This window comes from Pseudomonas psychrophila HA-4, from assembly GCF_000282975.1.
GTDB lineage: Bacteria > Pseudomonadota > Gammaproteobacteria > Pseudomonadales > Pseudomonadaceae > Aquipseudomonas > Aquipseudomonas psychrophila_A.
Genome location: NZ_ALJC01000117.1, coordinates 15910 through 30369, shown reverse-complemented (window position 1 = coordinate 30369; position 14460 = coordinate 15910). Strand labels below are relative to the sequence as shown.

The 14460-nt window shown below is 56.7% G+C and carries 13 protein-coding genes; 4 read left to right on the top strand and 9 right to left on the bottom strand.

Features of this window, described 5'->3' with window-relative positions:
• Positions 1-93: 93 nt before the first annotated feature.
• The 4 genes from rpoE (at position 94) to B347_RS0119670 (ending at position 3874) form a co-directional block, all read left to right on the top strand.
• Positions 94-675 (top strand): RNA polymerase sigma factor RpoE, encoded by a 582-nt coding sequence (gene rpoE, locus B347_RS0119685; RefSeq protein ID WP_019411405.1) that lies wholly within the window; start codon positions 94-96, stop codon positions 673-675.
• Between the two features lie 31 nt (positions 676-706).
• Positions 707-1297 (top strand): sigma-E factor negative regulatory protein, encoded by a 591-nt coding sequence (locus tag B347_RS0119680; RefSeq protein ID WP_019411404.1) that lies wholly within the window; start codon positions 707-709, stop codon positions 1295-1297.
• A gap of 8 nt (positions 1298-1305) precedes the next feature.
• Positions 1306-2274, top strand: a complete 969-nt coding sequence (locus B347_RS0119675) for a MucB/RseB C-terminal domain-containing protein (protein WP_019411403.1) — start codon at positions 1306-1308, stop codon at positions 2272-2274.
• Positions 2275-2458: 184 nt separating this feature from the next.
• Positions 2459-3874 (top strand): DegQ family serine endoprotease, encoded by a 1416-nt coding sequence (locus B347_RS0119670; protein ID WP_019411402.1) that lies wholly within the window; start codon positions 2459-2461, stop codon positions 3872-3874.
• Between the two features lie 139 nt (positions 3875-4013).
• On the opposite strand, the gene B347_RS0119665 is transcribed toward B347_RS0119670, so the two are convergent.
• From B347_RS0119665 to arcC, 9 genes are all read right to left on the bottom strand, one after another.
• Complete coding sequence (locus B347_RS0119665) at positions 4014-4502, bottom strand: RDD family protein (RefSeq protein ID WP_019411401.1); 489 nt, start codon at positions 4500-4502, stop codon at positions 4014-4016.
• 95 nt (positions 4503-4597) lie between these two features.
• Positions 4598-4810 (bottom strand): cold-shock protein, encoded by a 213-nt coding sequence (locus B347_RS0119660; protein ID WP_007977299.1) that lies wholly within the window; start codon positions 4808-4810, stop codon positions 4598-4600.
• Positions 4811-5271: 461 nt separating this feature from the next.
• Entirely contained in the window at positions 5272-6396 is a 1125-nt protein-coding gene (gene gcvT, locus B347_RS0119655) for a glycine cleavage system aminomethyltransferase GcvT (protein WP_019411400.1), read from the bottom strand.
• Positions 6397-6413: 17 nt separating this feature from the next.
• Positions 6414-7790 (bottom strand): L-serine ammonia-lyase, encoded by a 1377-nt coding sequence (locus B347_RS0119650; protein WP_019411399.1) that lies wholly within the window; start codon positions 7788-7790, stop codon positions 6414-6416.
• Positions 7791-7882: 92 nt separating this feature from the next.
• On the bottom strand, positions 7883-10735 hold the full coding sequence (gene gcvP / locus B347_RS0119645; RefSeq protein ID WP_019411398.1) for an aminomethyl-transferring glycine dehydrogenase: 2853 nt from the start codon (positions 10733-10735) through the stop codon (positions 7883-7885).
• Between the two features lie 10 nt (positions 10736-10745).
• The gene (gcvH, locus tag B347_RS0119640; protein ID WP_019411397.1) at positions 10746-11129 is read right to left on the bottom strand and encodes a glycine cleavage system protein GcvH; all 384 of its coding nucleotides are present in this window, start codon (positions 11127-11129) and stop codon (positions 10746-10748) included.
• A 302-nt stretch (positions 11130-11431) separates the two neighbouring features.
• Positions 11432-12940, bottom strand: coding sequence for a sigma-54-dependent transcriptional regulator (locus B347_RS0119635; protein ID WP_026014302.1), 1509 nt, complete (start codon positions 12938-12940; stop codon positions 11432-11434).
• A gap of 152 nt (positions 12941-13092) precedes the next feature.
• Positions 13093-13452 (bottom strand): DUF5064 family protein, encoded by a 360-nt coding sequence (locus B347_RS0119630; protein WP_019411395.1) that lies wholly within the window; start codon positions 13450-13452, stop codon positions 13093-13095.
• Between the two features lie 58 nt (positions 13453-13510).
• Complete coding sequence (gene arcC, locus B347_RS0119625; protein WP_019411394.1) at positions 13511-14440, bottom strand: carbamate kinase; 930 nt, start codon at positions 14438-14440, stop codon at positions 13511-13513.
• Positions 14441-14460 lie beyond the last annotated feature (20 nt).

The following is a 14460-nucleotide window of genomic DNA, read 5'->3' as shown; positions in this document are numbered from 1 at the left end:
GGGGAGAGAACTTTTGTGTAAAGCCCGAGTCTATGTTTGCAAGCCTGATCAATTAGCAAAGCGCTCTTCCTCCCGGTCTTATGAGGAGTATTCATGCTAACCCAGGAAGAGGATCAGCAGCTGGTCGAGCGCGTTCAGCGCGGTGACAAGCGTGCGTTCGATCTGCTAGTGCTGAAATACCAGCACAAAATTCTCGGGTTGATCGTGCGTTTTGTGCACGACACCCATGAAGCCCAGGATGTGGCGCAAGAGGCCTTTATCAAGGCGTATCGAGCGCTTGGCAATTTTCGTGGTGACAGTGCGTTTTACACGTGGCTCTACCGCATCGCCATTAACACGGCGAAAAACTATTTGGTGTCACGCGGTCGTCGTCCACCCGATAGTGATGTGAGTTCTGAAGATGCTGAATTCTATGATGGTGATCACGGTCTTAAAGATCTGGAATCGCCGGAGCGCGCTTTGCTCCGCGACGAGATCGAAGGCACGGTTCACCGCACCATTCAGCTTCTGCCAGAAGATTTACGTACGGCATTAACTTTGCGTGAATTTGATGGTCTGAGTTACGAAGATATTGCGAGCGTCATGCAATGTCCGGTTGGTACCGTGCGCTCCCGGATTTTCCGCGCTCGGGAGGCCATCGATAAAGCCCTGCAGCCGTTGTTGCAGGAAAACTGAGACAGCGGCGACAGCCAAGAGAGGAACCGCCATGAGTCGTGAAGCCCTGCAGGAATCGCTGTCCGCAGTGATGGATAACGAAGCGGACGAACTGGAATTACGTCGGGTATTGAATGCCTTTGACGACCCACAAACACGTGACACCTGGTCGCGTTATCAAGTTGCCCGTGCAGTGATGCACAAGGACTTGCTGATACCGCGCCTGGACATCGCATCGGCTGTGTCGGCCGCATTGGCCGAAGAACAAACCCCGGTCAAAGTGGTCCGTGGCCCTTGGCGCAGCATAGGCCGTCTGGCAGTTGCCGCCTCGGTGACAGTTGCCGTTCTGGCGGGTGTCAGGCTGTACAACCAAGATGACATCGTTGGTGTTCAGCTTGCCCAGCAAAGCGGTCAGCCGAGCCTGAGCGCTCCTATGGTTAAAGGCCCGGCGGTGTTGGCCAACTACACCGAGAACACCGAGCATGGCACCGGGCCGATGGCTAACGGTGTGCTGCAAGGTCAACCTGGCTGGCAAGATCAGCGTTTGCCGGGCTACCTGCGCCAACATGCTGAACAAGCGGCCTTGAAAGGTACTGAAAGCCCTCTGCCTTACGCACGTGCTGCCAGCTTGGAAAACCGTTAAGGACCATCATGCGCGTCCTACCTCTGTTACCGCTTTTGCTCAGTGGCTGGTTTGCTGTACCCGCACACGCTGATGATGCCCAAGACTGGCTTAAACGGCTTGGGCAAGCCGAGCAACAGCAAAGTTATCAGGGCACCTTCATTTACGAGCGCAATGGGAGCTTTTCTACCCATGGCATCTGGCACCGTGTACAAGACGGGAAGGTTCGTGAACGGCTGATTCAGCTTGATGGCGCTGCATACGAGGTTGTTCGTGCTGATGGACGCACTGAGTGCGTCACTGGCAAAGTTGTTTCAGGCCTTGGAGATGTCGCCGATACCACCGCGCGACAACTCAACCTCCAGCGCCTTAATGACTGGTATTCCGTGACACGCACCGGTGACTCGCGGGTTGCAGGTCGCCCGGTCGTGGTTATTGCGCTGACCCCACGCGATCAGCATCGTTATGGTGTCGAACTGTATCTGGACCGTGAAACCGGCTTGCCGTTGAAGTCATTGTTACTCAATGACAAAGGTCAGTTACTGGAGCGCTTTCAGTTCACCCATCTTGAAATAACCCCTCCTGATGACAGCCAGCTCAAGCCCAGTGGGCAATGCCGGCCTGTGGCCATGGCTGACGATGCTTCACCCACGATTAAGCCTGCGCATGCTTGGCATTCCGACTGGCTACCTCCGGGGTTTGAGTTGCTCAGCAGTGCCGTGCGTCGCGATCCTAAGACTAAATCAGAAGTTACCAGCCTCATGTATGACGATGGTCTGACGCGGTTTTCTGTATTTCTTGAGCCCTTGAAAGGCGCCGCTGTTGCCGATGTGCGGTTGCAGCTTGGCCCGACTGTTGCGGTTTCAAGGCATCTCACCACGCCCGACGGAGACATCATGGCGACGGTTGTGGGTGAAATACCGATGGGGACCGCCGAGCGCATTGCACTCTCAATACGAGCAGGGCAGGCCGAAACTCCGTCTCAGGCCAAACCTTAGTGCAACGCCGAAATGAGCGGTGAACCTATCAATGTGCACTGTGTTTCCTCTTTTTATCTAGGTCAGGGCCCAACGGGCGCTGGCCTTGTTTGTTTTCCGGGTGTCAAAAATACGGTCTATGCTGGCTTTAGTTTTTTGGGACCTGGTGCCTACACCTGCTGCTATTAACGGGAGCTGTAAATCAATGCCTCGATTGAAATCTTACTTACCCATTTTTGCTGCCGTGATGATGCTTGGGCAGGCGGTACCGGCCCTGGCTGAAGCTCAGCTACCGGACTTCACTCAATTGGTCGAGCAAGCCTCGCCCGCTGTGGTGAATATCAGTACCACGCAAAAGCTGCCGGACCGTAAAGTCTCCAGCATGCAAATGCCTGATCTGGAAGGCCTGCCGCCGGGTCTGCGGGATTTCTTTGAACGCAGCATGCCGCCAGGCGGTGGTCAAGGCGGACGTCAGCGCGAGGCCCAGTCTCTGGGTTCGGGCTTTATCATCTCGCCTGACGGCTACATCCTGACCAACAACCATGTGGTTGCGGATGCGGATGAAATCATCGTGCGTCTGTCTGACCGCAGCGAAATGAAAGCCAAGCTGGTGGGCACTGACCCACGTTCCGATGTGGCGTTGTTGAAAATTGAAGGCAAAAACCTGCCTGTTCTGAAACTGGGCAAGTCTCAGGACCTTAAGGCCGGGCAATGGGTCGTGGCGATCGGCTCGCCGTTCGGCTTTGACCACACGGTGACCCAAGGCATCATTAGCGCCATCGGCCGCAGCTTACCGAATGAAAGCTACGTGCCGTTCATCCAAACTGACGTGCCGATCAACCCGGGTAATTCGGGTGGTCCGCTGTTCAACCTGGCAGGCGAAGTCGTGGGTATCAACTCGCAGATCTACACCCGCTCCGGTGGCTTCATGGGCGTGTCTTTCGCTATTCCGATTGATGTCGCGATGGATGTTTCCAATCAGCTCAAGACTGGCGGCAAAGTGAGCCGAGGCTGGTTGGGTGTGGTGATTCAAGAGGTCAACAAAGACCTGGCTGAGTCGTTCGGTCTCGACAAACCTGCCGGTGCTCTGGTTGCTCAGGTGCTGGATAACGGCCCGGCTGCCAAGGGCGGCCTGCAAGTGGGTGACGTGATCCTGAGCATGAACGGTCAACCGATTGTTATGTCGGCAGACCTGCCGCACTTGGTGGGCGCCCTCAAGGCGGGCAGCAAAGCGACCCTTGAAGTGATTCGTAACGGCAAGCGCCAAACGCTGGACCTGACTGTCGGTGCGATCCCGGACGAAGGTAAAGAGCTGGCAGGCACCACCGGTGCTGAGCAAAGCAGCAACCGTCTGGGCGTGTCCGTGTCGGACTTGAGCGATGAGCAGAAGAAGGCCAACGACATTAAGGGTGGCGTGATCATCAAAGACGTACAGGACGGTCCTGCGGCGTTGATTGGTCTGCAACCTGGCGACGTGATTACTCACCTCAACAACCAGGCGATCTCCGATGCCAAGCAATTCACTGAAATTGCCAAGTCATTGCCGAAAAATCGTTCGGTGTCGATGCGTGTACTGCGTCAAGGTCGTGCCAGCTTCATTACCTTTAAGCTGGCTGAGTAACCATAACGCGTAGTCGCTGCCGAAGGCTGCGAAGGGTTGCGAAGCAACCCGTTTCTCTGAAGCGCCGCAGATCAAATGGCAGAGGGGTTTCAGAAGGCGCAAATGTTAAAAAACCCGTATCGAGAGATACGGGTTTTTTTTATTTCTTCTGCTTGGGAATACGCACCAACTGACTGTTTGAGTACAAGTCGTGCCAGGTGCGGTTCTGTTTGTCGAACACGGCCCAGATGAACCCCAGCCCTAAACACAGCCATGAACCAATCGACACCACAAACCGCAACAGCGCTTGCCACAGGCTGATGGCTGTACCGTCTGCGTTTTGTACGCGTACGCCCCACACCTGCATGCCGAGGGTTTGCCCGTTATGGGTCCAAAACTTGGCAAAGAATGCGAAGAGCACGAAGAACAAAATAGTTGAAAGCAGGGGGTCCCCGTCCAGCGCTCCGGACTCTGAAAGCGCGCGCATTCTGGCCTCGCCGATAAAGCCCATCATGATTAGCTTGTAAATAAACGTGGTGACGATAAGCAGGGCAGTACACAGCAGGAAATCATAGAACATGGCTGCCAAGCGGCGCCCCAGGCCAACGGCGGGAAAGTCGCCTTGAGGGCTAAGTGGTTGTTTTGACATGGCAGGTTCTCGTGAAGGAAAAAACCCATAGTACGAAATTACGCCCATAAAAAAGCCTCTGATGTCAGCATCAGAGGCTTTTGTGCAACAGAGGCTTAGGCTTCGGCTTGAACTTCGTCAGCCTGCATGCCTTTTTGGCCTTGAACTGCGATGAAGGTGACTTTCTGGCCTTCTTTCAAGCTTTTGAAACCGTTGCCCTGAATGGCGCGAAAGTGCACAAACAGATCTGGGCCGCTTTCCGGAGTAATGAAACCAAAACCTTTCTCATCGTTAAACCACTTAACGGTACCGCTCTGACGTTGGGACATTTCTTATTTCCTTGACGCTAACAATTAAATGACAGCCCCTTTGCAATTAAAGAGGACTGGTGCTGGGTTGCAGGAAAGTAAGAGACGCAGAACGGGTTGTAGCAATCATAGAGCTACTGCCCAGGTCACGATTCCAGCGACCCATGCAAACACAGTGGTCGAACTCTACGAAACTAAGATTGAAAAAACAAGCCCCTTAAATAAGTAACTTAGAGCCTCTTGTAGTTCGCTTAAACGAGCACGAACCCTGTAGGAGCGAGCTTGTTAAAGATAAAAAGATCGCGAGCAAGCTCGTTCCTACTGTGGCTCGTGTGTAAGTTTAGTCATAGAAATGTTCAATTGTTTTCGTGCCTTAAATGTAAGTTTCGCTATCGAAACTTCGCACTCTTTTGTAGCAGTTGTATGGCACGCAACTAGCGTGACCATACAACTGTATAGCTAGATAGCGACAAATCTGACGCTTATCCTCGGTAATAGCGTTGCGCTACAAATGGCATTTTCGAGACTTTCATCGGTACAGTTTTACCACGGACTATTGCCCATACGTCGCTGTCTACCGCGGTGTGTGCGATGTCCAGATAAGCCATTGCCAGAGGCGCGCCAAGTGTCGGGCCGAAGCCGCCACTGCACACTCTGCCGATAACCTTACCGTCTTTATCAACCACTTCAGCGCCTTCACGCACGGGTGTACGTTCTTGGGGCAGCAAGCCGACCCGTTTTTGTGCAACGCCGTTTTGCTGCTGGGCAAAAATCTGTTCGGCACCCGGAAAACCACCGGCACGCGGGCCATCGGCGCGACGCGTTTTGGAGATTGCCCACAACAGGCTGGCCTCAATAGGTGTCGTTTTTTCGTTCATGTCATGCCCGTATAGGCACAAACCGGCCTCAAGGCGCAATGAATCGCGGGCGCCCAGACCAATGGCCTGAACCTCTGGTTCTGCCAGCAGGTGGCGCGCCAAGGCTTCAGCGTTCGCCGCAGGCACTGAGATTTCAAAGCCGTCTTCACCGGTATACCCCGAGCGGCTGACGTAACAGTCAACCCCGAGCAAGGTGACCGGGGCAAACTGCATGAACGTCATCTTCGCCACTTCTGGCGCCAGACGTTGCAATACATCAACCGCGGCCGGGCCTTGCAGCGCCAGCAGAGCGCGCTCTTCAAACAATGGCTGGATGTCACAGTGGGCGCTCAAGTGCTTACGCAGATGTGCCAGGTCTTGATCCTTGCAGGCTGCGTTGACCACCAAAAACAGCTGGTCATTGCCCAGGTTAGCCACCATCAAGTCGTCAAGAATGCCGCCTTGCTCGTTGGTGAACATGGCATAACGCTGCATGCCCACCGGCAGATCGATGATATCCACGGGCACCAGTGTTTCCAGTGCCTTGGCGGCATCAGCGCCGGTCAGAAGGATTTGCCCCATGTGCGACACATCAAACAGCCCGGCCTGTTCACGGGTATGTTGATGCTCTTTCATGACGCCCAATGGGTATTGCACGGGCATGTCATAGCCTGCAAACGGCACCATGCGGGCGCCGAGCTCAAGGTGCAGTGCGTGCAGCGGGGTGTTTAGCAGGTGTTCGGTGGACATTCGTGACTCCTTGAAAATCAGCACTCAATAATGTTGACAGCCAGACCGCCGCGGGCAGTCTCTTTGTATTTGCTTTTCATGTCGGCGCCGGTCTGGCGCATGGTGCGAATCACCTTGTCGAGCGAGACAAAGTGCTGGCCGTCGCCGCGCAAGGCCATGCGCACGGCGTTGATGGCCTTGACTGAACCCATGGCATTGCGCTCGATGCACGGGACTTGTACCAGCCCGCCAATCGGGTCACAGGTGAGGCCGAGGTTATGCTCCATGCCAATCTCAGCAGCATTTTCGACCTGCTGAACGCTACCGCCCAGCACCTCGCACAATGCACCGGCGGCCATGGAACAGGCCACGCCGACCTCGCCCTGGCAGCCGACTTCAGCGCCCGAGATTGAAGCGTTTTCTTTGTACAAAATGCCGATAGCGGCGGCCGTCAGCAGAAACCGCACCACGCCGTCTTCGTTGGCGCCGCCGATAAAGCGCATGTAGTAATGCAAAACGGCTGGAATAATTCCCGCCGCGCCGTTAGTGGGGGCCGTGACCACGCGTCCGCCGTTGGCGTTTTCTTCATTGACCGCCAGCGCGTACAAATTCACCCAATCGAGCACTGACAACGCATCGCGCAGCGCTGCCTCAGGGTTTGCGCACAGTTGACGGTGCAGCGCGGCGGCTCGGCGTTTCACCTTCAAACCACCGGGTAAAATCCCTTCATTGCGGCAGCCCGCATTCACGCAGTCTTGCATCACCTGCCAGATGCGCAGCAGGCCGCTGCGGGTTTCGGCCTCGGGGCGCCAGGCACTTTCATTGGCCAGCATCACCTGGCTGATCGACAGGTTGTGCGTGACGCAATGGCTCAGCAGATCCTTGGCGGTTTTGAACGGGTACTTGAGTTCAGTGCGGTCTTCGACAATGCGGTCAGCGCCTGCTGCGCCTTCATCCACCACAAAACCACCGCCGACCGAGTAATACTCGCGACTGCGAATCTGAATGCCGGCTGCATCCAGGGCACGAAAAATCATGCCGTTGGGGTGAAAGGGCAGGGGTTTGCGAATCATCGCGAGGTGCAGTTTTTCGTTGAATTCGATGGGGTGTTCGCCCAGCAGGTTCAAACGCCCGCTGCTGCGAATGGCAGCTAAACGTTCGGCCACGGTTTGGGTATTAACAGTGTCCGGGTGTTCACCTTCAAGGCCCAATAACACGGCCTTGTCGCTGCCGTGCCCCTTGCCGGTGGCACCGAGGGAGCCATAAAGCTCTACTTTTACGCAGGCCGTGCTGTGTAGCAGATCATCACGCCGCAAGCCTTCGACAAAACGCGCGGCGGCACGCATGGGGCCGACGGTATGAGAACTGGAGGGGCCGATGCCAATCTTGAACAGGTCGAACACGCTTAATGACATGGGGACTCCAAGCGGTAAGCCACAAGCTTTAAGCTGCAAGTTAAAGCGAACGTGCTTTAACTTGCAGCTTGCAGCTAGAAACTTATAGCTGCTTAAACATAAAGCTCTATCGATGGGCACGCGCAGACTAGGTTGCGGTCGCCGAACACGTTGTCGACACGGCCCACCGGAGGCCAGTATTTGCCGTCGATCAAGGACGTTACCGGGTACACCGCTTGCTCACGGCTGTAGGGGTGAGTCCACTCACCAACCATTTCGGCTGCGGTATGCGGGGCGTTTTTCAGTGGGTTGTCTTCTTTGTCGAGGCTGCCGTTTTCGACCGCGCGAATCTCTTCGCGGATGCGGATCATGGCTTCGCAGAAACGGTCCAGTTCTTCTTTGGACTCACTTTCAGTCGGCTCGATCATCAACGTGCCCGCCACCGGGAACGACATGGTCGGGGCGTGGAAGCCAAAGTCGATAAGGCGCTTGGCTACGTCATCAACGCTGATGCCGCTGCTCTCCTTTAGTGGGCGCAGGTCGAGGATGCATTCGTGTGCCACTAGGCCGTTGGTGCCTGAGTACAGTACTGGGTAGTGCTCTTCGAGACGGCGGGCGATGTAGTTGGCGTTCAGAATGGCCAGTTGCGACGCGCGTTTCAGGCCTTCGCCGCCCATCATTCGGATGTACATCCACGTGATCGGCAGAATGCTCGCGCTGCCAAATGGTGCTGCGCAGACCGCGCCTTCTTTGCGCTCCATGATGCCGTGCCCCGGCAGGAAAGGCGTGAGGTGAGACCTGACGCCAATCGGGCCAACACCCGGGCCGCCACCGCCATGTGGGATGCAGAAAGTTTTGTGCAGGTTGAGGTGCGATACGTCGCCGCCGAATTTGCCCGGAGCGCACAAGCCGACCATGGCGTTCATGTTGGCGCCGTCGATGTACACCTGGCCGCCGTTGTCATGAATGATGCCGCAGATTTCGCGAATGCCTTCTTCGAACACGCCGTGGGTCGACGGGTAAGTGATCATCAGGGCGGCGAGATGGTCGCGGTGCTCGATGGCTTTGGCGCGAAGGTCTTCGATGTCGACGTTGCCGCGTGCATCACAGGCGGTCACCACCACGCGCATGCCGGCCATGTTGGCGGTGGCCGGGTTGGTGCCGTGCGCCGAGGACGGAATTAGGCAAATGTCGCGGCGTTCTTCGCCACGGCTCTGGTGATACGCGCGAATGGCCAGCAAGCCCGCGTACTCACCCTGAGAACCGGCGTTAGGTTGCAGCGAGATCGCGTCGTAACCGGTAGCCGCGCAGAGCATGGCCTCCAGTTCGCTGGTCAGTTGCTGATAGCCCAAGCTTTGCTCGGCCGGTGCAAACGGGTGCAGGTTGCCGAACTCGGCCCACGTCACCGGGATCATTTCACTGGCGGCGTTGAGCTTCATGGTGCACGAGCCCAGCGGGATCATGGTGCGGTCCAGCGCCAGGTCCTTGTCGGCCAGGCGGCGCAGGTAACGCATTAGCTCGGTTTCGGAGTGATAGCGGTTGAACACAGGGTGGGTGAGAATCGGCGATTGGCGCTGCAACCCAGCGGGCAGGGTGCCTTTTACCGATTGAGCCAGTGCGTCAAAGTCAGGCAGTGCCTGACCATCAGTGGCGAGCAGCGTCCACAAAGCGATCACGTCTGACTGGCTACTGGTTTCATCCAGCGACAGGCCTAGGCGCTCGCTGTCGACCACGCGCAGGTTGACCTGCTGAGCATGCGCCTTGGCGTGCAGTGCGGCCGTTTGGTTGCCGGTGTTCAGGGTCAAGGTGTCGAAGAACTGGCTTTGTTCAACCTTCAGTCCCAGCGCCGTCAGGCCTTGCGCCAGAATCGCGGTGAGTTGATGAATGCGCTGGGCGATGTGCGTCAGGCCCTTAGGGCCGTGGTACACGGCGTACATGCTGGCGATGTTGGCCAGCAGCACTTGGGCGGTGCAGATGTTGCTGGTGGCCTTTTCGCGGCGGATATGTTGCTCGCGGGTTTGCATCGCCAAGCGCAGCGCAGGCTGACCATGGCGGTCGACCGAAACACCGACCAGACGCCCCGGCATGTCACGCTTAAACGCGTCGCGGGTCGAGAAGTAAGCCGCGTGTGGGCCGCCGAAACCCAGTGGCACGCCAAAACGCTGGGCGCTGCCGATGGCCACGTCGGCGCCAAATTCACCCGGCGGGGTCAGCAAGGTCAGGGCCAGCAAATCGGCCGCTACCGCCACCAGCGCGTTGACCGCGTGGAAGCGCTCAACCAGTTCGCGGTAGTCGAATACATCGCCATTGCTGGCCGGGTATTGCAACAGCGCCCCGAAGAACGTCGATACGTCGTTTAACTCGCGCTCATCACCGACCACCACGTCAATCCCCAGCGGCTCGGCGCGGGTGCGCAGTACATCGAGGGTTTGAGGGTGGCAGTGGCTGGAGGCGAAGAAGCTGTGGCTGGTTTTGTTCTTGCTCAGACGTTTGCAGAAGGTCATGGCTTCGGCAGCGGCGGTGGCCTCATCGAGCAGCGACGCGTTGGCAATCGGCAGGCCGGTGAGGTCGCTGATCAGTGTCTGGAAATTCAACAGCGATTCGAGGCGGCCTTGGGAGATTTCTGGCTGATACGGCGTGTAAGCGGTGTACCAAGCCGGGTTTTCCAGCAGGTTGCGCAAGATCGGCGAAGGCGTGTGGCAGTTGTAATAGCCTTGGCCAATATAGGTTTTACACAGCTGGTTTTTGGCAGCGATGGCCTTGATCGATGCCAATGCATCGGCTTCGCTTTGGCCGGCTGGCAGGTTGAGGACGCTGGTGCCCTTGATGCTTTCCGGGATCACGCTGGCGCTGAGGGCTTCAAGCGATTCAAAACCAAGCGTGGCGAGCATGGCGTGCTCGTCGGCCTGACGCGGGCCGATGTGGCGCGTGATGAATTCATTGGCGGTGCTGAGATTGATAGTCATGGTGGATTCCTCAGGCTTCGGTGTTGGCTTTGATCAGGCGGTCGTACGCGTCCTGATCCAACAACTGGTCGACGGCAGTTGCATCAGCAGGCTTGAAGCGCAAGAACCAGCCTCGCCCCAGCGGGTCTTCGTTGACCAGTTCCGGGCTGCTATCGAGCGCGGGATTAACTTCGAGCACTTCGCCATCCAGCGGCATGTAGACGCCGCTGGCGGCCTTGACTGATTCAACGGTGGCGGCTTCTGCGCCTTTGTCGTAAGCCTGTAACTCAGGCAACTGAACAAACACCACATCGCCCAAAGCGTTTTGCGCAAAAGCAGTAATGCCTACGGTCACGCTGCCATCGGCTTCGGCACGCAGCCATTCGTGGTCTTCAGTAAAACGCAAGTCGCTCATCGAAACTCCTCAGGTCCAGACGTGTCTGGTGGTCACAGGTGTAATGCTCGCGCAGGTCGAGCTAATGGATGAGTTCACTGCAAAATGGTTGCCACTTTGATAAAAGCTTTATTTATCAGGTAGTTGAGTATTTTTTGAGAATGGTTTGAACAATGTGCTGTAGCGAAATCGATACAACGCCGGCTGCATTAAAAAATCTAAGAGGATCAAAGCCTTGAGCAGCACAGGGTTAAGGCGGGTGTATTGAATTCATTACGATGGAATGAAATCAATACGGATCGTGTAGGCGCGCGTCTATACGATCAATTTTTGCCTGGGATGCCGTATTTACGCAGTCGATGCGCAATGGCTGTGTGCGAGGTTTGCAGGCGGGCGGCCAGTTGCCGGGTCGAGGGGTAGCTGACGTAGAGCTTTTCCAGCAGTGCCTTTTCGAAAGATTCAACGGCGTGTTCCAGGGTTTCAATTTCGCTGTCGCCTTGGCGCGCCACCGACGTGCCGGCAATGTCTAGGTCACCAATGTCCACCAGCGTGCTTTCGCAGATGGCGGCCGCGCGAAAGATCACGTTCTGCAATTGGCGCACATTACCCGGCCAGCGATTGCCCAATAGCGCTGGGTAAGTGCTCGGTGCTAGGCGGCACACTGGGCGCTGGATTTGGGTGCAGGCCTGCTGCATGAAGGTGCGCGCGAGCAGCAAAATATCTTGGCCGCGCTCGCGCAGCGGCGGTACTTCGATGCTTAGCACGTTGAGGCGATAGAACAAGTCTTCGCGAAACGTGCCCTCGTTGACCATTTTTTCGAGGTTGCGGTGCGTGGCGCTTAGGATCCGTACATTGACCTTGACCTCGCGCTCACCCCCGACCCGGCGGAAGCTGCCGTCATTCAAAAAGCGCAACAGTTTGGCTTGCAGGTAGGGTGACATTTCCGCGATTTCATCCAGAAACACCGTGCCATGGTTGGCCAGTTCCATCAGCCCCGGCTTACCGCCGCGTTGTGCGCCGGTGAAGGCGCCGGGGGCATAACCGAACAGTTCGCTTTCGGCCAGGTTTTCTGGGAGTGCAGCGCAGTTCAAGGCCAGAAACGGCGCGGCAAAACGGTCGCTGATGGCATGACAGGCGCGCGCCACGAGCTCTTTACCGGTGCCGGTCTCACCTTGAATCAATAACGGAGCATCCAGCGCTGCCACGCGCTGCGCACGGGCTTTTAAGGTGCGGATTGCAGGCGAGTCACCGAGCAGTGCGTCAAAGCCCTCGGCGTGGTCGTGGTGCAGGGCGGCCAGACGTTCACCAATGCGGCTTGGTTGGTACAGCGTGAGCAGGGCACCGGCATCGGTAATCGGCGTGGCATCGAGCATCAGCGGATGGCCGTTAAGGGTGACCTCGCGCAGGGGCAGGCGAAAACCGTTTTCCAGCAACACATCCAGCAAGCCCGGATTGCTGAACAGCTCACCGACGCTTTCACCGGTCGGGTCGCGGCCGTACAGCGTGACCAATGCCGGGTTGGCCAGCAACACATGGCCGTCTCTGTCCAGCGCCAGAACCGGGTCGGTCATGGCGGCGAGCAGGGCATCGAGTTGTAGGTGGCGGCGCTGGCCGGGAAGGATGTCGACCACCGTCACCGACTGCACACCGTTGACCCGGAACAGCGCTTCGCGCAATTCGTCGAGCACCTGCGGGCTGAGCGTCGGGGCGTCGATGTAAACGTTGGGTGGAACCATCTCCACCGCATCCAGATTGAGATTACGCCCGCCAAGCAACGCCAGAACTTCCTGGGTGATGCCGACACGGTCGATAAAACTGACATGGATACGCATGAGAACGAGGAAAACTTCGGCCAAAGGATGGCCAGTATGCCTTGGCGGGGAGGATTGGTGAAATGTGGGTCGTATACAGACAACGTGCAGGAGCGAGATTGCCGCGCGATCTTTTGATTTTTTAAAAGATCGCTGGCTCCTACAGGAAGGGGTTATTCGAGGTGTTCAGGTTTAACCGGGTCGCCCGGCTGGACGTTGAGTTGTTCTCGTACGTCCTTGAACATCAAATCGTAGTACTTGTGCATTGAAATAATTGTTGCGTTCCCCGGCATACCATTTTTCACGGCAATCTTGAAGGCCACTTGAGCGAAGTTGAACGCCATGTCCTTGGGCAGGGTGAACGTGTCCTTGAAGTCCTTATGGTTGATATGACCGTGCATGTCGAACTGCATCGATTTACCTTCCTTGGGATCCTGAACGACCTGGTAATCAATTTTGATGTCATAACTAAAGTCTTGTGTATTTAGTGCCTCACGATGGATATGCAGGTGACCGGGTTCGAACGAGGCCATAGGGCTGCTCCTTGGGGCTAAATTAGTTAAGGGCAGACGGTAAGGCCTGCCCTTAGGTTCAGAAATACGTAATACCAGATTTTTCGGTGCTGACCCGAGTACCCGCTTTACCTTGAACGATAGCTTCAATATCCGCCAGTGCGCCAATCACTGCGGTTTTGCCAGTTTTACGGGCGAACTCGCAAGCCGCTTCGATTTTCGGCCCCATAGAGCCTGCGGCGAAGCCGAGTTTTTCTAGCTCATCCGGGTGCGCCTGAGCAATGCCTTTTTGGTCCGGCTTGCCCCAGTTGATGAACGCAGCGTTGACGTCAGTGGCAATCACCAGCAGATCGCTACCCAGTTGTTGCGCGAGCAGCGAAGAGGCCAAGTCTTTGTCGATCACGGCTTCAATGCCTTTGAGTTTGCCGTCTTCGCCGTACAGGGTCGGAATACCGCCACCGCCTGCACAAATCACGATGGTGCCTTTTTCCAGCAGCCACTTGATTGGGCGGATTTCAAAGATGCGCTTGGGTTTCGGACTGGCTACAACACGGCGGAACTTGTCACCGTCCGGGGCAATGCTCCAGCCTTTTTCGGCCGCCAGGCTCTTGGCTTCGGATTCGCTGTAAACCGGGCCAATTGGCTTGGTCGGGTTCTGGAATGCGGGGTCTTTAGGATCGACCTCAACTTGGGTCAGCAGGGTGGCAAAAGCCGCCTCTGATGGCAGCAGGTTGCCCAACTCTTGCTCAATCATGTAGCCGATCATGCCTTCGGTTTCCGCACCGAGCACGTCCAGCGGGTAGGGCGCTACGGCGGTATAGGACGCAGCTTGCAGCGACAGCAGGCCAACTTGAGGTCCGTTGCCATGGGCTACCACCAATTCATTGCCATGGGCAATGCGGGCGATTTGGGCGGTGGCGGTGCGGATGTTTTCGCGTTGATTCTCAGCGGTCATGGGCTGACCGCGACGCAGAAGGGCGTTACCGCCCAGTGCAACGACGATACGCATAGAAAAAGTCCTTATTGAGC